This is a genomic window from Streptomyces sp. CB02400 (genome assembly GCF_001905725.1).
Lineage (GTDB): Bacteria > Actinomycetota > Actinomycetes > Streptomycetales > Streptomycetaceae > Streptomyces > Streptomyces atrovirens.
In genome coordinates this window covers 325029-345213 of the sequence record NZ_LIWB01000003.1, presented here as the reverse complement: position 1 = coordinate 345213, position 20185 = coordinate 325029, and the positions used below count along the sequence as shown (strand labels likewise).

Sequence of the window (20185 nt, the reverse complement as noted above, 5' to 3'; positions counted from 1 at the left end):
CGGCATGCTGGCATGCGTCGGACGAGCCGCGAAGGGCTCGACCGCCCAACGGGGACGATCCAGGACATACGGGGGGTCTGTCATGCATCCGATGGTCAAGCCCGCGCTGCGGCGCGGATGGCGCGATCTCAACACCGTGCAGTTCGGGATGACGCCGGCACACGCGTTGACGCTGGGCCCGGTGGACACGGCCACGGGCAGCTTCCTCGACCTGCTCGACGGCACCCGCGGGCTGGAGCTCCTGCGGGAGGAGGCACGGCGCATGGACCTGCCCGAGGGCCATGTCGACCGGCTGGTACGCCGGCTGTCGCGGGCCGGGCTGCTGGACGACTCGCGCGGCGGCGGGCCGGCCGCCGAGACCCTGCGGGAGAAACCGGAGGTCCTCGACCGGCTCCGTCCGGACCTGGCGGCCCTCGCCCTGACCACCTCCGGACCGGGCGATCCGCTGCGCCGGCTGGCGGCACGCCGCAGTGTGCGGGTGCAGGTGAGAGGCGCGGGCCGGGTGGGCACCGCCCTCGCGGCGCTGCTGTCGGGGGCCGGAGTGGGCGAGGTCGACGTGCGCGACGTCGGGCAGGTCGAGCCGTGGGACGTCGTGCCGGGCGGGCTGCCCGCCGAGGCCGTCGGCGACCGCAGGGACGAGGCGGCCCGCCGCGCGGTACGCCGGGCCGCCCCGGACCGCCCGCCGCGCCGGACCGCCCGGTCTCCCCTCGAAGGGGGCGACCCCGGTTTCGGTCTGGTCGTCCTCGCCCCGCGGGACGACGTCGCCGTGCACGCACCCGACCCGGCGGCCGCCGAAACCCTCGTGTCCTCGGGCACACCCCATCTCTACGCCGGTGTCGTGGAGGGGACCGGTGTGGTCGGCCCGCTGGTCCTGCCCGGCGAGACGAGCTGTGCGGGCTGTCTCCAGCAGGACCGCACCGACCGGGACCCGACCTGGCCGCGCCTGGCCGCCCAGTGGCGCTCCGGGCGGCAGCGCCGGGTGGGCGCCTGCGACCTGACGCTGGCCACGACGGTGGCCGGGCTGGCGGCCGCCCACGCGCTCGCCTTCCTGGACGGCCGGGTCCCGTCCAGCGCCGGCGCACGCTGGGAGGTCTCCCTCCCCGCTCTGCGCTGGCATGCGCGTCCGGTCCGGCCTCACCCGGCCTGCTCGTGCGGAGCCGCACGCAAAGGTCCGGAAAAAGGTAAGGGAGAACACACCCCCGGGGACGGGGGGTCGCACGAGACAATGGCCGTGCACGGGCCGTCGGAGGAGTGGCGCCGCGAGGCGGACGCGAAACGGCCGGCAGGGACTTGGAGGGCGCATGTCTGATCTTCCCCGGAAGGCGGTCACCCGGACCGCCAAACTGGCCGCGCTCCCGCTCGGCTTCGCCGGGCGGGCTACCTGGGGACTCGGCAAGCGGATCGTGGGCGAGTCCGCGGAGCTTGTCGGCCGCGAGCTCCAGCAGCGCACCGCCGAGCAGCTCTTCAAGGTGCTCGGCGAGCTCAAGGGCGGCGCGATGAAGTTCGGCCAGGCCCTGTCGGTCTTCGAGTCGGCCCTGCCGGAGGAGGTCGCCGGTCCCTACCGGGCGGCGCTGACCAAGCTGCAGGAGGCAGCCCCGCCGATGCCCACCCGTACCGTCCACGCGGTGCTGGCGGAGCGGCTGGGCGAAGGCTGGCAGGAGCTGTTCCTGGAGTTCGAGGACAAGCCGTCCGCCGCGGCCTCGATCGGCCAGGTGCACCGGGCGGTGTGGCACGACGGCCGCGAGGTGGCGGTCAAGGTGCAGTACCCGGGCGCCGGCGAGGCCCTGCTGTCCGACCTGAACCAGCTGAGCCGCTTCGCCCGTCTGCTGGGTCCGCTCATCCCCGGCATGGACGTCAAGCCGCTGATCACGGAGCTCAAGGACCGGGTCTCCGAAGAGCTGGACTACGGCCTGGAGGCCCAGGCCCAGCGGGCCCACGCCGAGGAGTTCACGGACGACCCCGACGTCGTCGTGCCGGATGTGGTCCACCAGTGCGAGCAGGTGCTGATCACCGAGTGGATGGACGGCATACCGCTGTCGGAGATCATCTCGGACGGCACGGAGGCACAGCGCGACCGGGCCGGCCAGCTCCTGGCCCGCTTCCTGTTCTCCGGTCCCGCGCGCACCGGTCTGCTGCACGCCGATCCGCATCCCGGCAACTTCCGTCTGCTGCCCGGCGGGCCGCAGGGCGAGGACGACTGGCGTCTGGGCGTGCTGGACTTCGGCACCGTCGACCGGCTCCCGGGCGGGCTGCCCGAGCCCATCGGCGAGGCCCTGCGGATGACGCTGGACGGAGAGGCGGAGGCCGTCTACGAGATGCTCTGCGCCGAGGGCTTCGTCAAGGAGTCGATCGAGCTGGACCCCGACACCGTCCTCGACTACCTCCTGCCGATCATCGAGCCGGCCGCGGCCGACGAGTTCACCTTCACCCGCGGCTGGATGCGGAGCCAGGCGGCCCGGATAGCCGACCCCCGCTCCCCCGCCTCCCAGCTGGCCAAGCAGCTCAACCTTCCCCCGGCCTACCTGTTGATCCACCGGGTGACCCTGAGCACGATCGGCGTGCTCTGTCAGCTCGGTGCGACGGTGCGGCTACGGGAGGAGCTGGAGGAGTGGCTGCCGGGTTTCGTCCCGGAGGAACCGGCGGCGGAGGAACCGGCCGCCCAGGCATGACGGACGCGGCGGGCGCTTCGCCTGCCGGCCTCTACCACCACTGCGAGTCCAGGCGGCCCTCGATCGCCCGCAGGTTGTCGCGGGAGCACGCCTCGCAGTAGTGACGGCGGGCGCCGTCCTCCACGGAGAAGGTCCAGGTCGGCCGCGGCCCCTCGGCGCGGGTGCCGCAGCGCGCGCACACCAGCGGCTCCGGCTCCGCCGCGGAGCCGTCGTCGTCGCTGCCATCGGGATGACTCGTCACCCGGCGACGATAACGCCGTTCCCGACGGCCCGCCCGGCACGAACGCGCAGCGGGGGCCGGTCCGTTCGCACGGACCGGCCCCCGCGGGGAGAGCTGTGCCTCCGGCTGGGGAGGCCACCGCTTCAGGTGGGATCGGTTACTGCATGACCGCCATGGCGAGCGCGCGGCGGGCGCGCCGGGAGGCGCGCTCGGCCCGGCGCTGCATCCGGCGAGCGGTCACCAGGCTGGTGGCCTGGCGCTCCCGCTGCGCCTCCTGCAGTCGCTCGTGCATATGCGCACGGGCCAGGGCTTCTGGGATGAGTTGCATCTCTCGGGTCCTGTTCTGGCGCGAGTCGTTCGCACCGCTGGTGGTGAAGTCTTCGGTCGCGGAGCCCGCGGGCTCGTGAGCGGACGGCATCATCGGGGCCTGCTTCTGGGGGTCGTGCGTGAGGGGGCGGTCGATCGTTCCTGGGGTGTTCATGCCGTGACCGGGTTCTTGCGCGGGCGGCCACGCGGCCGCTTGCGGGCGACGACAACTCCCTGGACGAACAGCTCGCCGCCCCAGACGCCCCAGGGCTCACGCCGCTCCTTGGCGCCGGCGAGGCAGGCCTCGATCAGCGGGCAGGTGCGGCAGAGGGACTTGGCGTACTCGACGTCCGCCGGCGACTCGGCGAAGAAGACCTCCGGGTCGTAGGAGCGGCACGGGACGGGCACGCCGAGGTTCTCGATGGCGTCGTCGAGCGCGGTGAGCGCGGTGAGCGGAGTCAAGGTCGGGTCCTCCGTGGAGCCGGGCTTGGGGATCGTGTCGGAAGGCGGTACGGACGGGACGTGCGCTTCGAGTTGCACGGTTCGTCTTCCTCGTCTGGTCGTTTCCGGCCTGTTGGCCGGGTGGCGGCTGGTACCGGGTTCTTTTCTTGCCCCGAGGCGCTTCGCTCTCCCCGCTTGAGGGAAAACAGAAGGGCCGCGGATCCCGGATGGGGTTCCGCGGCCCTGAAGGCGCCGGCCTGATCGCATCAGGCTGGATCACTCCAGGGTTCTGGCCCACGGAAGGCCCACATCAGGTGGTGCTGCGTCGTCTGCTTCCGGAATCCGGCACCGGCTGCCGCAAAGGCATAGGCCTTCGCCTGTGCCACTACCGCTTCCAGTGCCTCGGTCGGTCGCTCATCGCGCTCACGGACGGCAGGAGCCGCGGGAGCGAGGGAGGACACCAGACGTGCGGCATGGATGCCGGACAGACCGGTGCCCTGGTTCGAGGCGCCGAGCATGCACAGGGAGACGGCCGAGCGATCGGTCAGTTTGACGATGGAGCTGATGTTGATGCTGATCACTGGACTCGCCTCCTCTCGGCGTCTAGGGGACCGGGGTGAACCAGTCCGCGGATATGCAAGTACAACACGGAATCGGGGCCTTGGAGAAGGCCGCCGTTCCCGTGCCTAAGAACCTATGGGGATTGCCGGGGCATGCGCAAACTATTTTTCCGACGAGTTCGGATCAGTCCTGATCCCGTTCCTCGTCGATGTCGCGACCTGCGCAGATGGCCAGAACATCGGCTCCGTAGCGGCCCAGCTTGCGCATCCCCACCCCGGGGATCCTGGCCAGTGCGTGCTCGTCGTCGGGGACCGTCTCGGCGATGGCCATCAGCGTCTTGTCGGTGAAGACGCAGAAGGCCGGCTGCCCGCTGCGCCCCGCCTGGCCGGCGCGCCACTCACGGAGCCGCTCGTACAGGCCCTCGTCCATGTCCGTGGGGCAGTCCTCGCAGCGCATCAGCTTCATCTCGCCCGCGTCGGTCAGCGTGCGGCCGCACACCCGGCAGCGGGCGGGGCTGCGCTGTCCGCGTCTCGGACCCGGGACGACCGAGGCGGACGCCGTCCCGAACGAGCCGCGCTCCACACCTCCCGCGCCGGCCGCGCCGCCCCGGCCCCCGGCGGCGTTCGAGCCGGGGCGCAGTCCGTGGAGGAAGCGGCTGGGGCGACGGTTCGGCCGGCTGCCGGGTGAACGGGAGAGCGCCCAGGAGAGCTGGAGACGCTCACGGGCGCGGGTGACACCGACGTAGAGGAGGCGGCGCTCCTCCTCGATCTGCTCGTCGGTCTTTGCGTAGGTGATCGGCATCATGCCCTCGGCGACACCGACCAGGAAGACGACGTCCCACTCCAGGCCCTTGGCCGAGTGCAGCGAGGCGAGGGTGACGCCCTGCACGGTCGGGGCGTGCTGGGCGCCGGCCCGCTCGTCGAGTTCGGCGACGAGGTCGGCGAGGGTGGCGCCGGGTCTGGCGGCGGCGAAGTCCTGGGCGAGATGCACCAGCGCGGCCAGTGACTCCCAGCGTTCCCGGACCGCTCCGGAGCCGGCCGGGGGCTGGGTCGTCCAGCCCTCGCCCGAGAGCACGGCGCGCACCTGGGAGGGCAGGTCGGGGGCGTCGTCGAGGAGGGTGTCGTTGCCGCCGAAGCGGGCCGCGCCGCGCAGGGCGATGCCGGCCTTGCGCACCTCGGGACGGTCGAAGAACCGCTCGGCACCCCGTAGCTGGTAGGGCACGCCGACATCGGCGAGGGCCTGCTCGTAGGTCTCGGACTGGGCGTTCGTCCGGAACAGGACGGCGATCTCGCTCGCCGGGACCCCGGCGTCGATCAGCTCACGGATGCGACGGGCGGCGCCCTCCGCCTCGGCGGGCTCGTCGGGGTACTCGGTGAAGACCGGCTCGGTCCCCGCGGCGCGCTGGGAGACCAGTTCCAGCCGGTGGTCGGCGGCCCGGCCACGGGCCTGGGCGAGCAGGCCGTTCGCCAGGCGGACGACCTGGGGGGTCGAGCGGTAGTCGCGGACCAGCTTGACGACGGTGGCCCCGGGGTGGCGGGTGCGGAAGTCGAGCAGATGGTCGGGGGTTGCGCCCGTGAATGAATAGATCGTCTGGCTGGCGTCGCCGACCACGCACAGGTTCTCCCGCTCGCCGAGCCACAGTTCCAGCAGCCGCTGCTGGAGCGGGCTGACGTCCTGGTACTCGTCGACGACGAAGTGCTGGTACTGGGCGCGGACCTGCTCGGCGATGTCGTGCCGGTCCTGCAGGACGGCGACGGTCAGCAGCAGCACGTCCTCGAAGTCGATGACGGCACGCTCGCGCTTGAGGTCCTCGTAGGCGGAGTAGAGCTGGGCGATCTCGGCGGGGTCACGGGGGGACTCCCGGCCGGCCTTGGCGGCGGCGGCCGCGTAGTCGGCCGGGACGGTCTGGGTGACCTTGGACCATTCGATCTCCGCGGTGACGTCCCGCAGCTCGCCCCGGTCGAGCCGGATACGGCAGGCGGCGGCCGCGTCGGCGACCAGCTGGATCTTGCGGTCGACGAGCCGGGGCAGGGAACCGCCGATCGCTTTCGGCCAGAAGTACTGCAACTGGCGCAGTGCCGCGGAGTGGAAGGTGCGGGCCTGGACACCGACGGCACCGAGCTGGCGCAGCCGGCCGCGCATCTCTCCGGCGGCGCGGTTGGTGAAGGTGACGGCGAGCACGCTGGAGGGCTGGAGGACGCCCGCGCGCACCCCGTAGGCGATCCGGTGGGTGATCGCCCGGGTCTTGCCGGTGCCGGCGCCCGCCAGCACGCACACCGGACCCTGCAGGGCGGTGGCCACGGCGCGCTGCTCGGGGTCGAGCCCTTCGAGCACCGCGTCGGCCGAGTCCGGTACCTGCGGGAAGAGAGTGGAGTGCGTTGCTGCTGTCACACAGCCATGCTGCCAGGTCGCCGGAGACAGGCGAGCCGGTTGTCCACAGGGAGGCCCCCGTAGTCGTACTAATGCGGCAGGCATCACGTGGGGCTCGTGCGGCCACCCGGCGGGAATGCCGGTGCTCTCCCGTACGTTCCTCCCACGACGAGGACTTCCCCGAACCGCCGAAGGAGCGCGAGAGGCATGCAGGGCACTGTGACGATGTACAGCACCACGTGGTGCGGCTACTGCCGTCGGCTGAAGAGCCAGCTGGACCGTGAGGGCATCGCGTACACCGAGATCAACATCGAGCAGGACCCGGACTCCGCGGCCTTCGTGGAGAAGGCGAACGGCGGAAACCAGACGGTGCCCACGGTACGAGTGGTTCCCTCCGCCGGTGGCGACGAGGTCGTGATGACGAACCCGAGTCTCGCCCAGGTGAAGCAGGCTCTCGCGGTCTGACGTTCCCCGGCGCCGCGCCCCCTCCGGTCGAGGTCACCGGAGGGGGCCGACGTGTCTTCGGGGGTGCGGGGAAGGCGGAACCGGCCGGATTCGAACCGGCGTCCTCGCGGTTTTGGAGACCGCGCGCGACGACCTCTGCGCTACGGGCTCCGCCCGGCCCGACAGCGTAGCCGGTGCACGGGACGGGGCCCCGACGGCTTGGCGTCGGGGCCCCGTCGGAGCGCTGGGCGTCCGGTCAGAAGGCGCTGCGGGTCGGCAGGTCCTTGCCGTACCAGCGTTCGATCAGACGGGCCGCGATCGAGATGCCGTACGGCGGGAGCACCTCGCCGGACTCGAAGGCGGCGCCGAGTTCGTCGCGGGAGAACCAGCGGGCCTCGTGGATCTCGTCGCCGTCGACGTCGATCTCGGTCGAGGTGGCCCGGGCGGTGAAGCCCAGCATGAGGCTGGACGGGAAGGGCCAGGGCTGGCTGGCGACGTACTCGACCTCGCCGACGCCGATGCCGACCTCCTCGTGGACCTCACGGCGCACCGACTGCTCGATGGACTCCCCCGGTTCGACGAATCCGGCGAGCGTGGAGAAGCGGCCCTCGGGCCAGTGGACCTGGCGGCCGAGCAGGATGCGGTCCTGGTCGTCGACCACGGCCATGATCACCGCGGGGTCGGTGCGCGGGTAGTGCTCGGCGCCGCAGGCGGGGCAGCGGCGGATGTGGCCGGCGGCGGCGATGACGGTGCGCTCGCCGCAGCGGGAGCAGAAGCGGTGCAGCCGCTGCCAGTTCTCCAGGGCGACCGCGTGCACCATCAGGCCGGCCTCGCGCTGCGACAGGAGCAGTCCCGCCTCGCGCAGGCCCGCCGGGCGGGCGGAGTCGTCCATGCGGCCGGGAAGGGAGTCCTTCTGGAGGGCGAAGTAGCTGACGCCCTCGTCGTCGATGCCCAGGAAGTAGCGGTGGGCCTCGGTGAGCGGGGCCTCGAAGGACGGGGTCATGACGAGTTCGGTACGCCCGTCCGCCGCCTCGTCGATGAGGACCTGGCCGCCGGAGACCACGAAGCAGCGGGTCGAGGGGTGGCTCCACGCCGCCGCGAGCCATGCCTCGTCGAGCCGGTGGTGGGCGGCGCGGTCGATGCCGCTCGGGGCGGTGAGCGAGATGGGTCGGTCGGCGGTGTGGTCGGTCCAGGTGGTCACGGGTGCTTCCAACTCCCCCGGTGGAACGGATTGGGTCGGCGGGCGGTTCGGCGGGACGTGCGGCGGGAGGGACCGGGTCCTGCGGGGCGCGGCGGGTCCCTTCCAGTGTGCCCCGCGCGGGCGTCCGGTTCGGACGGTGTGCGAGGTCAGGGGGCGTGCCGCCAGTGCTCGGCGAGGTCGCCCCACAGGTACGCGCTGGTCTCGACGCCTTTGAGGAGCAGGTCCAGGTCGACCTTCTCGTCGGGGGCGTGCCAGCCGTCGGACGGGACGGAGATGCCGAGGAACAGCACCGGTGCGCCGAGGACGTCCTGGAGGTCGGCGGCCGGTCCGGAGCCGCCCTCGCGGGTGAAGCGGACGGGTGTGCCGAAGGCGCGGCCCATCGCGCGGACCACGGACTGCAGGGCCGGGTGGTCCAGTGGCGTCAGGCAGGGACGGGTGGCGGGGCTGAAGGTGATCTCGTGGCGGATGCCGTCGGGGAGCTCTCCGGGCACCCAGGCGCCGACGGCCTCGCGCACGTGCTCGGGGTCCTGGCCGGCGACGAGCCGGAAGGACAGCTTCACCATGGCGGAGGACGGGATGATCGTCTTGCTTCCGGGGCCCTGGTAGCCGCCGCCGATGCCGTTGACCTCGGCGGTGGGGCGGGCCCAGACGCGTTCCAGGGTGCTGTATCCGGCTTCGCCGCGGGTGCCGTGGGACTTGGCGGTGCGCAGCCACTGGTCTTCGTCGAAGGGCAGCTCGGCGAAGAGTTCGCGTTCTCGGTCGGTGAGCTCGACGACACCGTCGTAGAAGCCGGGGATCGCCACGCGCGCGTGCTCGTCGTGCAGGGCGGCCACCAGACGGGCGACGGCGGTGGCCGGGTTGGGCACCGCGCCCCCGAAGGAACCGGAGTGGACGTCCTGGTCGGGGCCGTACAGCCGGATCTCGCACTCGGCGAGGCCACGCATGCCGGTGCACACGGTGGGGGTGTCCTCGGACCACATGCCGGTGTCGGAGACGATCACGGCGTCGGCGGTGAGCCGGTCCGCGTGCTCTTCGACGAGCGCGCGGAAGTGCGGGGAGCCGGATTCCTCCTCGCCCTCGATCAGCAGTTTCAGGTGGACGGCCGGGGTGGTGCGGCCGGTGGCGGCGAGGTGGGCCCGGACGCCGAGGGTGTGAAAGAACACCTGGCCCTTGTCGTCGGCCGCGCCGCGCGCGTAGAGGCGGCCGTCCCGGACGACGGGTTCGAAGGGCTCGCTGTCCCAGCCGTCCTCGCGGGCCGCGGGCTGCACGTCGTGGTGGCCGTAGACCAGCACGGTGGGCGCCTCCGGGTCGGCGGAGGGCCATTCGGCGTAGACGGCCGGGGCGCCGGGGGTGGGCCAGACCTCGGCGGTCGGGAAGCCGGTCTCCTTGAGTTTGGCGGCGAGCCAGTCGGCGCTGTGGCGCACGTCGGGCGCGTGGTCGGGCTGGGCCGAGACGGACGGGATGCGCAGCCACTCGGTGAGGTCGTCGAGGAAGGCGACGCGGTGCTGTGCGATGTACGTACGGACGGCGCTGACGGCAGTGTCAACGGGCTGGCTCATGTCCTCGAGCCTATCGGCCCGCGCCGGTGTCCTCGGAGTGCGGTATCTCACCGGACGGCTCCCCGAGCAGCAGCCGCTCCAGCTCCGCGCGGCCGGGCAGGGGGCCGGGGCGGACGATCTCACCGGTGCGTACGTACAGGAACGCGGTCGTGACGGTCTCCGGGGGGACGCCCTGCTGTTCGGCCCAGGCGAGCCGGTAGACGGCGAGCTGGAGCGGGTCGGCGGTGCGGTCGCGGCCGGTCTTCCAGTCGACGATCTCGTACGTCGTCCCGTCCCCGTCGTCCTTCCGGTAGACGGCGTCGATGCGGCCGCGGACGACGCGGCCGGCGATCGACAGCTGGAAGGGGGCTTCCACGCGGTGGGGGGTGCGGTGGGCGTACTCGGTGCGTTCGAAGGCCTCCTTGAGTGCCTCCAGGTCGCGTTCGTCGGAGATCTCGGCGTCGCCGCCGGGCAGCTCGTCCGGGTCGAGCATGGGCAGGGTCAGTTCCTCGAAGCGTGCCTCGACCCAGGCGTGGAAGCGGGTGCCGCGGCGCGCGGCGGGCCGCGGTGGGCGGGGCATGGGGCGGGCCAGTTCCTGGGCGAAGCCGTCCGGGTCGGCGGCCAGGCGCAGCAGCTCGGAGGCGGTCAGCGAGGCGGGCAGCCGCACCTCGGTGACGCTCTCACGAAGGTGCAGGAGCTCTCCGGTGAGGGCGTCGAGGTCGCGGTCCCAGGAGGCGACGGTGCGGGCCTCTTCGGGGGTGAGACGGGGTCTCGGCGAGTGGGCCGGCTCCGCCGGGCCGGGGTGTACGGCGGGTTCCGGGGCCGTCGCCTGGTGCGGGACGGTGGGGCGGTCGGTGCTCCAGGAGTCCCAGTCGTCCGGGCCGGCGTCCGCGAAGGGGTCCTCCTCGGGGAGGGGGTCCTCGTCGTCGGGCGGTGGCGGCCAGTCCGGGTCGTCGTGGGTGTCGGGGTCGTGTACGGCCGTGGCGGGGCCGTCCGGGTGGGCGGCGAGGCGGTGGAGGTGGGCGAGGACGGTGTCGGCGGCCGCGCGGCGGCGGGTGAGGGCGGCGGCGTCGAGGGGCAGGGGCCACACCTGGTCGTCGCCGGCCCGGTGCAGGGCGGGGTTCTCCTCGCCCTCGGCGGGCTCGTCGGCCCACGCCTCGATCTCGCCGTGTCCGGCGGCGCAGTGCGCGTAGAGGGCGTGGAGGAAGTCGGAGGGGCCGCGCGGTTTCTTCTGGCTGGGCCCCCACCAGTGGCCGGAGCCGAGGAGCAGGGAGCGGGGGCGGGTGAAGGTGACGTAGCCGAGGCGGAGTTCCTCGGTGTGCTGGTGTTCCTTCATGGCCTCGTGGAAGGCCTTCAGGCCACGGGAGTCCCAGGACTCGACGTCGGGCAGGGTGTCGGCGTCGCCGCGCAGTCCGTGCGGCAGCACCTTGCCCTGCGCGGTCCACTTCTCGCGGCCCTGGCTGCTGGGGAAGGTGCCGGTGACCAGTCCGGGGACGGCGACGACGTCCCATTCGAGGCCCTTGGACTTGTGCGCGGTGAGGACCTTGACGGTGTTCTCGCCGCCGGGCAGCGCGTTGTCGAGGCCCTTCTCGTACTGGGCGGCGGTGCGCAGGAAGGCGAGGAAGGCGAGCAGGGTGGCCTCGTTGTCGCCGGCGGCGAAGGACGCGGCGATGTCGAGGAAGTTGGAGAGGGTCTCGCGCCGGCGGGCGGCCAGGGCGTGCGGGGACGCGGAGAGTTCGACCTCCAGGCCGGTGACGGCGAGGACGCGGTGCAGGACGTCCATGAGGGGGTCGGCGAGGGAGCGGCGCAGGTCGCGCAGTTCGGTGGCCAGGCGGGCGAAGCGTACGCGGGCGTCCGGTGAGAAGGGCAGGCCGTCGTCGTCCCCTCGGCCGTCCAGCGGTGTCTCCAGGAAGGTGTCGAGGGCGTCGGCGAGCGAGATCACCTCGGCCGGGTCGACGCCCTCGACGGCTTCGGCGAGCCGCCGGTCGGGGTCGTCGTCGCCGTCCACGCGCGCGTGGGAGACGAGCCGTCGTGCGCGCCGCCCCAGCAGGGCGAGGTCACGGGGGCCGATGCGCCAGCGCGGGCCGGTCAGCAGCCGTACGAGGGAGGCGTTGGCTCCGGGGTCCTGGAGGACCTCGCAGACGGCGACGAGGTCGGCGATCTCGGGCAGGTGCAGCAGCCCGGACAGGCCGACCACCTCGACGGGGACGTCCCTGGCGACCAGGGCGCCCTGGATCTCGGCGAAGTCGCCGGCCGTGCGGCACAGCACGGCGATCTCGCCGGGTGCCTTGCCGGTGTTCACGAGGTGGGCGACGGAGTCGGCGATCCAGTCGATCTCCTCCGCGTGGGTGGGCAGCAGGGCGCAGCGGACGGTGCCGTCGCGTTCGGCGCCGGGCGCCGGGCGGAGGGCCTCCACGCCCGCGTGCATGGCGCGCAGCGGCTCGGCGAGGCCGTTGGCGAGGTCGAGGAGGCGTCCGCCGCTGCGGCGGTTCTCGCTGAGCGACTGGCGGGTGGCGGGGCGGCCGTCGGCGTGGGCGAAGTGCTCGGGGAAGTCGTCGAGGTTGGCGACGGAGGCGCCGCGCCAGCCGTAGATCGCCTGGCAGGGGTCGCCGACGGCGGTCACGGGGTGGCCGGTGCCGCCGCCGAACAGTCCGGCCAGCAGGACGCGCTGGGCGACGGAGGTGTCCTGGTACTCGTCGAGGAGGACCACGCGGAACTCGTCGCGCAGGACGCGGCCCACCTCGGGGAGGGCGGCGAGCCGGGCGGACAGGGCGATCTGGTCGCCGAAGTCGAGCAGGTCGCGTTCGCGTTTGGCGGCCCGGTAGCGCAGCACGAGGTCGGCGAGTTCGCGCCGCGCGGCGGCCGCCTCGGGGACCTTGCGCAGGTCGGCGTTGGTGAGCCTGGTGTTCTCCAGGGTGCGCAGCAGCTCGGCGTCGTGGGCGCGCAGGTCCTCGGGCCGTACGAGGTGTTCGGCGAGCTCGGCGTCGAGGGTGAGGAGGTCGCCGACCAGGTCGGGGAAGGAGCGGGTGAGCGCCGGGTAGAGGCCGGGGGCCTCGCGCAGGACCCGCGCGGCGAGCTGGTAACGGGTGGCGTCGGCGAGGAGGCGGGAGGTCGGTTCGAGGCCGACGCGCAGTCCGTGGTCGGTCAGGAGGCGGCCCGCGAAGGCGTGGTACGTGGAGATCACGGGCTCGCCCGGGGGGTTGTCCGGGTCGATGGCGTCGGGGTCGGTGACGCCGGCCTTGATCAGTGCCTTGCGGACGCGTTCGGCGAGTTCACCGGCGGCCTTGTTGGTGAAGGTGAGGCCGAGTACCTGTTCGGGGGCGACCTGGCCGGTGCCGACCAGCCACACCACGCGGGCCGCCATCACCGTCGTCTTGCCCGATCCGGCTCCGGCCACGATCACCTGCGGGGCGGGCGGCGCGATGATGCAGGCCGTCTGCTCCGGGGTGAACGGGATGCCGAGGAGCTCCTTGAGCTGATCGGCATCGGTGATTCGAGCGGGCACACGCAGAATCTAGCGGCGAGTACTGACAGCGGGGGCCGTCAGAGCGCTCCGGGAGCGGAGAACCGCAGGTCGGCGCGGGTGGTGCGATGCGTCACTCCGGTCACTCGACCACGTGCCGGCCCTCGGGCCGGGCGCTGCACGAGGCCCGGAACGCGCAGTGGGCGCAGTGCTGGCCCGCGGTCGGGCCGAACCGTTCGTCGAGGACCTTCCCGGCGGCCGTGGCCAGCAGGTCGCCGATCCACTCCCCTTCGAGCGGCTCCTGGGCCTGGACCTTGGGCAGGGTCTCGCCGCCGTCCCGCTTGGCGGCTCCCTGGCGCAGCTGGACGAGTTCGGCGCCGCCCGGTTCGGGACGCGCGCCGTCGAAGACGTCGTCGACGGCGCCCTCCCCGACGGCGAGCTGGTAGACGGCGAGCTGGGGGTGGCGCTGCACCTCCTTGGCGCTGGGCGCCTGTTTGCCGGTCTTGAAGTCGACGACGTACGCGCGTCCCTCGCCGTCGGTCTCGACGCGGTCCATCTGGCCGCGGATGCGGACCTCGTAGTCGCCCGCTTCGAGGGTGACGTCGAAGTCGTGCTCGCTGGCCACCGGGGTGCGTCCGGCGCGGTCCATGACGTGCCACTCGAGGAAGCGTTCGAGCGCCACGCGCGCGTGCTCCTTCTCCTGCGCCGACTTCCACGGCGCGTCGAAGGCGAGCGCGTTCCACACCGAGTCGAGGCGCTCCATGAGGACGTCGAGGTCGGCCGGGGTGTGCCCGGAGGCCACCTCGTCGGCGAGGACGTGCACCACGTTGCCGAAGCCCTGGGCGGCGGTCGCGGGCGCGTCGGCCTTCACCTCACGGCCCAGGAACCACTGCAGGGCGCAGGTGTTGGCGAGCTGGTCGAGGGCGCTGCCGGAGAGCACGACGGGCTGGTCGCGGTTGCGCAGCGGCACCTTGCTCGCCGTCGGTTCGAACATTCCCCACCAGCGGTAGGGGTGCGCGGACGGCACCAGGGGGCGGCCGTCCTCGTCGGCGAGCGCGGCGAGCCGGGCCAGCCGCTGGGCGGCGGCCTCCCGCAGGGTGCCGGAGACCCGGGGGTCGACCGTCGTGGCGCGCAGTTCGGCGACGAGCGCGGCGACGGCCAGGGGGCGGCGGGGGCGCCCGGTGACGTCCTTGGGCTCGACGCCGAGTTCGGTCAGGAAGCGGGAGGGCTGGTCGCCGTCGTCGGCGGGCGCCTTCACGGCCGTCACGACGAGCCGTTCACGCGCGCGCGTGGCCGCGACGTAGAACAGGCGGCGCTCCTCGGCGAGCAGCGCGCCGGGAGTGAGCGGTTCGGCGAGTCCGTCGCGGCCGATCCGGTCGGCCTCCAGCAGGGAGCCGCGGCGGCGCAGGTCCGGCCACAGGCCCTCCTGGACGCCGGCCACGACGACCAGGCGCCACTCCAGGCCCTTGGAGCGGTGCGCGGTCATCAGGCGCACGGCGTCGGGGCGGGCGGCACGCCGGGTGAGGGTGTCGGCGGCGATGTCCTGGGCCTCGATCTCCTCCAGGAAGTTCAGGGTGCCCCGGCCGCCGGTGCGTTCCTCCGCGCGGGCGGCGGTCGCGAACAGCGCGCACACGGCGTCGAGGTCCCGGTCGGCGTTGCGGCCGGCCGCGCCGCCGCGCCGGACGGCGCGCTCCAGGCGCCCGGGCCACGGTGTGCCGTCCCACAGGTCCCACAGGGCCTCCTCGGCCGTACCGCCGCCCGCCAGGCGCTCGCGGGCCCGGCGCAGCAGGCCGCCGAGACGCTGGGCGCCCCGCGCGTAGGCGGGGTCGTGCACGGCGAGCCGCTCCGGTTCGGCCAGCGCACGCGCGAGCAGCTCGTCCGAGGGCGGCGGCAGCGGGTTGCCCCCGGCCCGCTCCTCCTCGCGCAGGGCCCGTCCGAGGCGGCGCAGATCGGCGGCGTCCATGCCGGCGAGGGGGGAGGTGAGCAGGGCGAGGGCGGTTTCGGTGTCGAGCCAGCACGGTTCCGCTTCGGGGCCGGCCCCCGCGTCCTCCCGGTCGTCCGCCTCCGCCGTCGCCACCGCGCGCAGGGCCGTCAGCAGCGGGGCCACCGCGGGTTCGTGGCGCAGGGGCAGGTCGTTGCCGTCGACGTCCACGGGGACGCCCGCCGAGGTGAGCGCGCGGCGGACGGCGGGGAGGGTGCGGGCGCCGGCCCGGACCAGGACGGCCATGTCCTTCCAGGGAACGCCGTCCTCCAGGTGCGCCCGGCGCAGGATGTCGGCGATGTTGTCCAGCTCCGTGCCGGACGTCGGGTAGGTGTACACCTCGACCCGGCCGCCGTCCCGGTCCGGGGTCAGCTCCCGGTGGGCGCGGACCTTCTCGGCGGGCAGGCGGGGCAGCGGCATGCGCCGGGTCACCCGCCGGGTGGCCTCCAGCAGGGCGGCGCCGGAGCGCCGGGAGGTGCGCAGCACCTCGACCGGGGCCGGGCGGCCGTCCGCGCGGGGGAAGGTGTGCGGGAACTCCAGGATGCCGCCCACGTCCGCGCCCCGGAAGGCGTAGATCGACTGGTCGGGGTCGCCGAAGGCGACGAGGGTGCGTCCGCCGGCCAGGGCGCGCAGCAGCCGTACCTGGGCGGGATCGGTGTCCTGGTACTCGTCGACGTAGACGGCGTCGTACCGCGCGGCCAGCTGTCCGGCGGTCTCCGGGCGGCCGGCGAGGAGCACCGCGCGGTGGACCAGTTCGGCGTAGTCGAGGACGCCCTGCAGGTCGAGGACGTCGAGGTACTCGGCGAGGAAGGCGGAGGCGGCGCGCCAGTCGGGGCGCCCGATGCGGCGGGCGAAGGCGTCCAGGGCCCCGGGGCCGAGCCCCAGCTCGCGGCTGCGGGCGAGCACCGCGCGGACCTCGTCGGCGAAGCCGCGGGTGGTCAGGCAGGCGCGCAGCTCGTCCGGCCAGCGCACATGGGCGAGCCCGAGCCGCTCCAGGTCCACCTGGCCGGCGAGCAGCTCGCGGACGGTGACGTCCTGCTCGGGGCCCGACAGCAGCCGCAGCGGCTCCACGAAGAGGTCACTGTCCTGGTGGGCGCGGATCAGGGCGTAGCAGAACGAGTGGAAGGTGGTCGCCTGCGGGGCGCGCGCGGCCCCGATGCGCAGGGCCATGCGGTCGCGCAGCTCGACGGCCGCCCTGCGGCTGAACGTCAGCACCAGGATCCGCTCGGGGTCCCCGCCACGGGCGATCCGCGCGGCCACGGACTCGACCAGGGTGGTGGTCTTGCCGGTGCCCGGACCTGCGAGAACGAGCAGCGGGCCGGTCGTGTGCTCAACCACGGAGCGCTGTGCGGCGTCCATGCGAGGGGGATTCACCCGAGCGGGCGGGGTACGCACCAGTCGATAAGCGCCACGGTTCCCCCGCCGCACCTGGGGGTGCGACAGGCCGCTGGTGGAGGAAGAGGAGCTCACGTGGTTCGCCGGTCCTGGTGGGTGTGCTGGGGGGCCGTTCGCCGCGCGTGCGGGGCGGTGGGCGTGAGGTGAAGGGGGCACGCGCAGCCGACGCTACGCCGGTGAAAAGTGCGGAAGCAGGCTTTCCGCTTCTTCCCTCCGGGCACTCCGGCCGCACATGTCCCTTGCCTCACGAACGTACGTCATGCCACGAATGTGCCCTGTATCACCTCGAGGGATCAGAGGTCGCACGGCGGCGTGCGCGAGGGCGGAAGCTGTCAGGTGTGACCTTCGGTGTACCCGCCGCCGTCCCACCGCGCGCGCCTCATGTCGAGGCGCGGCACATGGCCCTCCGCGGCCCGGCCCGCCTCCTTCAGGGGCGTGCCCTCCACGCGGTAGTGGCCGAGGGCTCTCAGCTCGTGGCCCGGCAGCAGCACGCCGTCCGCGCGGACGACACGCCACCACGGCACCGCTCCCCCGTACAGGGCCATCACACGCCCGACCTGCCGGGGACCGCCCTCCCCCAGCCACTCGGCCACGTCCCCGTATGTCATGACACGTCCCGGTGGGATCAGCTCGGTCACCTCGAGGACCCGCTCGGCGTACTCGGGCAGGGCGTCCGGGTGCTCCGGGCCGCCGTCGGACGGAAGGCTCTCCTGGCTCATCCGGCCCATCCTGCCCCACCCCACCGACAACGTGACGCGTTCGCGCGCGTGCGCACGGCTCGCCCCGGAGCGGCGCTTCGGGCAGACTGTGCGGCCCGCGTTCCGACCCTGATGCCCCCTTGTGCCGGTACGGCATGCCACCATCGTGCGGGCGGTGACTGGTGATACAAGATCGAGAAGAGACGATGAAGCAGCAGGGCGCGCACCCCGAGGACACGGAGGGCACCCCTGACGCCTCGTCGCGCCCGGACACCACGGCCCCCGAGACGGCGCACATCGACGAGGTGGAGGGCGACGAGCCGCTGCTCCCCGCGCGGGTGCACCGCCCGTCCGACCTCATGCGGCTCCTGGCGGGCGTGCTCGCCGTCGTGGTGCTGCTGGCGATCGCCGCGTTCGCCCACGGCACCACCTCGGGCCTGGAGCAGGACATCAACAAGGGCACCGGGCAGGCGCCCGACCTGCTCATCAAGATCGCGGGTCTGGCCTCCAGCATCGCGATCCTCCTGGTGCCGGTGGCCTTCGCCATCGAGCGGCTGATCAAACGGGACGGGCTGCGGATCGCCGACGGCGTGCTCGCCGCCGTCCTCGCGCACGGTGTGACACTCGCCACCGACCTGTGGGTCGCGCGTGCCGCTCCGGACTCGATCCAGGAGGCTCTCACCCAGCCCTCCCCCGGCGACATCCACGCCCTGACCGACCCGGTGCACGGCTATCTGGCCCCGGTGATCGCGTACATGACGGCCGTCGGGATGTCCCGCAGACCCCGGTGGCGCGCGGTGCTGTGGGTGGTGCTGCTCCTCGACGCCTTCTCGATGCTCGTCACCGGGTACACCACACCGTTCTCGATCATCCTGACGGTCCTGATCGGCTGGACCGTCGCCTACGGCACCCTCTACGCGGTCGGTTCGCCCAATGTGCGCCCCACCGGCCGCACCCTGATGGCGGGCCTGCGCACCGTCGGCTTCCGCCCCGTGACCGCGTCCCGGGTGGAGTCCGGCGACGCCTCCGAGGCCGGGGACCGGGGGCGCCGGTACTTCGTCACCCTGGAGGACGGTCCGCCGCTGGACGTCACGGTGGTCGACCGTGAACAGCAGGCACAGGGATTCTTCTACCGCGCGTGGCGCAACCTGGCCCTGCGGGGCTTCGCCACCCGCAGCAGCCTGCAGTCGCTGCGCCAGGCACTGGAGCAGGAGGCGCTGCTGGCCTACGCGGCCATCGCGGCCGGCGCCAACGCGCCCAAGCTGATCGCGACCTCCGAACTCGGCCCCGACGCGGTGATGCTCGTCTACGAGCACAGCGGCGGGCGCACCCTCGACTCGCTGCCGGACGAGGAGATCACCGACGAACTGCTGCGCGACACCTGGCACCAGGTACGGGCCCTGCAGTCCCGCCGTATCGCGCACCGCCGGCTGGTGGGCGACGCCATCCTGGTGGATCGTTCCGGCACGGTGATCCTCACCGATCTGCGCGGCGGCGAGATCGCGGCCGGCGATCTGCTGCTGCGCATGGACACCTCCCAGCTGCTGGTGACCCTGGGTCTCAGGGTGGGTGCCGAACGCGCGGTGGCCTCCGCGCTGAGCGTCCTCGGCCCCGACACCGTGGCGGACTGCCTGCCGATGCTCCAGCCCATCGCGCTGAGCCGCTCCACGCGCGGGACGCTGCGGCAGCTGGCCCGGGAGCGGGCGGAACGCGAACGCGAGGCGGTCCTGGAGGCCTACCGGCAGTCCAAGCCGGCCCGCGCGGAGCACGGCGCCCACCAGGTCGTGCTCGACAAGCCCGACAAGAAGGCCGTACGCGCGGAGCAGCGGGCCGAGAAGCGGGCCGTCGACGAAGCCATGGAGGAGGCGCGCGAGGAGGACCTGCTCACCCAGATCCGGCACGAGGTGCTGCGGATCAGGCCGCAGGCCCCGGTGGAACCCGCCCGCCTGGAGCGGGTCCGGCCACGGACCCTGATCAGTTTCATCGCCGGTGCGATCGGCGCGTACTTCCTGCTGACGCAGCTCACCCACATCGAGTTCGGCCCGCTGATCGAGAACGCGGAATGGGGCTGGGTGGTCGCGGCGGTGCTGTTCTCGGCGGCCAGTTACGTCGCGGCGGCCATGGCCCTCCTCGGGTTCGTACCCGAGCGGGTGCCGTTCGTGCGGACCGTGGTGGCACAGGTCGCCGGGTCGTTCGTGAAGATCGTCGCTCCGGCCGCGGTGGGCGGGGTCGCCCTGAACACGCGGTTCCTCCAGCGCGCGGGGGTGCGGCCGGGGCTCGCGGTGGCGAGCGTCGGCGCGTCGCAGCTCTTCGGGCTCGGCTGCCACATCCTGATGCTGCTGGCCTTCGGCTATCTCACCGGAACCGAGAAGACGCCCTCCCTCTCGCCGTCCCGCGCGGTGATCGGGGGCCTGCTGACGGTGGCGGTGCTGGTGCTCGTGGTGACCTCGGTGCCGTTCCTGCGGAAATTCGTCGTCACGCGCGTGCGGTCGCTCTTCGCGGGTGTCGTGCCGCGCATGCTCGACGTGCTGCAGCGGCCGCAGAAGCTGATCACCGGCATCGGCGGCATGCTGCTGCTGACGGCCTGCTTCGTGATGTGCCTGGACGCCTCGATCCGGGCGTTCGGCGACGAGACGACCTCGGTCAGCATCGCCAGTGTCGCCGTCGTCTTCCTCGCCGGCAACGCACTGGGGTCGGCGGCCCCGACGCCGGGCGGTGTCGGCGCGGTCGAGGCGACCCTCACGGTCGGTCTCATCGCGGTCGGGCTTCCCAAGGAGGTCGCCGCGCCGGCGGTGCTGCTCTTCCGGCTCCTGACGCTCTGGCTGCCGGTGCTGCCGGGCTGGCTGGCCTTCAACCACCTCACGCGCAAGGCGGCCTTGTGAGCGAGGGCCCCTTACC

General features: G+C 73.2%; 14 protein-coding genes and 1 tRNA gene. 4 read left to right on the top strand and 11 right to left on the bottom strand.

Features of this window, described 5'->3' with window-relative positions:
- Window positions 1–82: 82 nt before the first annotated feature.
- Window positions 83–1309, top strand: coding sequence for a TOMM precursor leader peptide-binding protein (locus AMK33_RS09645; protein ID WP_073932365.1), 1227 nt, complete (start codon window positions 83–85; stop codon window positions 1307–1309).
- On the top strand, window positions 1302–2669 hold the full coding sequence (locus AMK33_RS09640) for an ABC1 kinase family protein (protein WP_073932364.1): 1368 nt from the start codon (window positions 1302–1304) through the stop codon (window positions 2667–2669). The genes AMK33_RS09645 and AMK33_RS09640 overlap by 8 nt, the downstream gene beginning before the upstream one ends.
- 31 nt (window positions 2670–2700) lie before the next feature.
- Here the strand turns inward: AMK33_RS09640 and AMK33_RS09635 are convergent, their stop codons facing one another.
- The 5 genes from AMK33_RS09635 to AMK33_RS09615 all read right to left on the bottom strand — a co-directional run bounded on the left by AMK33_RS09635 (window position 2701) and on the right by AMK33_RS09615 (window position 6672).
- On the bottom strand, window positions 2701–2910 hold the full coding sequence (locus AMK33_RS09635) for a hypothetical protein (protein ID WP_073932363.1): 210 nt from the start codon (window positions 2908–2910) through the stop codon (window positions 2701–2703).
- A gap of 136 nt (window positions 2911–3046) precedes the next feature.
- On the bottom strand, window positions 3047–3370 hold the full coding sequence (locus AMK33_RS09630) for a hypothetical protein (protein WP_073932362.1): 324 nt from the start codon (window positions 3368–3370) through the stop codon (window positions 3047–3049).
- Window positions 3367–3735, bottom strand: coding sequence for a WhiB family transcriptional regulator (locus AMK33_RS09625; RefSeq protein WP_073932361.1), 369 nt, complete (start codon window positions 3733–3735; stop codon window positions 3367–3369). The genes AMK33_RS09630 and AMK33_RS09625 overlap by 4 nt, the downstream gene beginning before the upstream one ends.
- Before the next feature lie 167 nt (window positions 3736–3902).
- Complete coding sequence (locus tag AMK33_RS09620; RefSeq protein ID WP_073932360.1) at window positions 3903–4217, bottom strand: hypothetical protein; 315 nt, start codon at window positions 4215–4217, stop codon at window positions 3903–3905.
- A gap of 163 nt (window positions 4218–4380) precedes the next feature.
- Window positions 4381–6672 carry an ATP-dependent DNA helicase UvrD2 gene (locus AMK33_RS09615; protein ID WP_073932359.1) on the bottom strand — a complete coding sequence of 764 codons (2292 nt, stop codon included), beginning with the start codon at window positions 6670–6672 and terminating at the stop codon, window positions 4381–4383.
- Between the two features lie 102 nt (window positions 6673–6774).
- Between AMK33_RS09615 and AMK33_RS09610 the strand changes: the two genes are divergently transcribed.
- The gene (locus AMK33_RS09610; protein ID WP_073932358.1) at window positions 6775–7032 is read left to right on the top strand and encodes a mycoredoxin; all 258 of its coding nucleotides are present in this window, start codon (window positions 6775–6777) and stop codon (window positions 7030–7032) included.
- 75 nt (window positions 7033–7107) lie between these two features.
- On the opposite strand, the gene AMK33_RS09605 is transcribed toward AMK33_RS09610, so the two are convergent.
- The 6 genes from AMK33_RS09605 to AMK33_RS09580 form a co-directional block, all read right to left on the bottom strand.
- A tRNA-Trp gene (locus AMK33_RS09605) sits at window positions 7108–7183 on the bottom strand.
- Window positions 7184–7267: 84 nt separating this feature from the next.
- Complete coding sequence (gene nudC, locus AMK33_RS09600; protein WP_073932357.1) at window positions 7268–8212, bottom strand: NAD(+) diphosphatase; 945 nt, start codon at window positions 8210–8212, stop codon at window positions 7268–7270.
- A 146-nt stretch (window positions 8213–8358) separates the two neighbouring features.
- Entirely contained in the window at window positions 8359–9771 is a 1413-nt protein-coding gene (locus tag AMK33_RS09595) for a dipeptidase (protein ID WP_073932356.1), read from the bottom strand.
- A 10-nt stretch (window positions 9772–9781) separates the two neighbouring features.
- On the bottom strand, window positions 9782–13255 hold the full coding sequence (locus tag AMK33_RS09590; protein WP_073932355.1) for an ATP-dependent DNA helicase: 3474 nt from the start codon (window positions 13253–13255) through the stop codon (window positions 9782–9784).
- 100 nt (window positions 13256–13355) lie between these two features.
- Complete coding sequence (locus AMK33_RS09585) at window positions 13356–16664, bottom strand: ATP-dependent helicase (protein ID WP_073932354.1); 3309 nt, start codon at window positions 16662–16664, stop codon at window positions 13356–13358.
- A gap of 257 nt (window positions 16665–16921) precedes the next feature.
- Window positions 16922–17308, bottom strand: a complete 387-nt coding sequence (locus AMK33_RS09580) for an MGMT family protein (protein WP_073932353.1) — start codon at window positions 17306–17308, stop codon at window positions 16922–16924.
- A 185-nt stretch (window positions 17309–17493) separates the two neighbouring features.
- Between AMK33_RS09580 and AMK33_RS09575 the strand changes: the two genes are divergently transcribed.
- On the top strand, window positions 17494–20169 hold the full coding sequence (locus AMK33_RS09575) for a lysylphosphatidylglycerol synthase transmembrane domain-containing protein (RefSeq protein WP_073932352.1): 2676 nt from the start codon (window positions 17494–17496) through the stop codon (window positions 20167–20169).
- Window positions 20170–20185 lie beyond the last annotated feature (16 nt).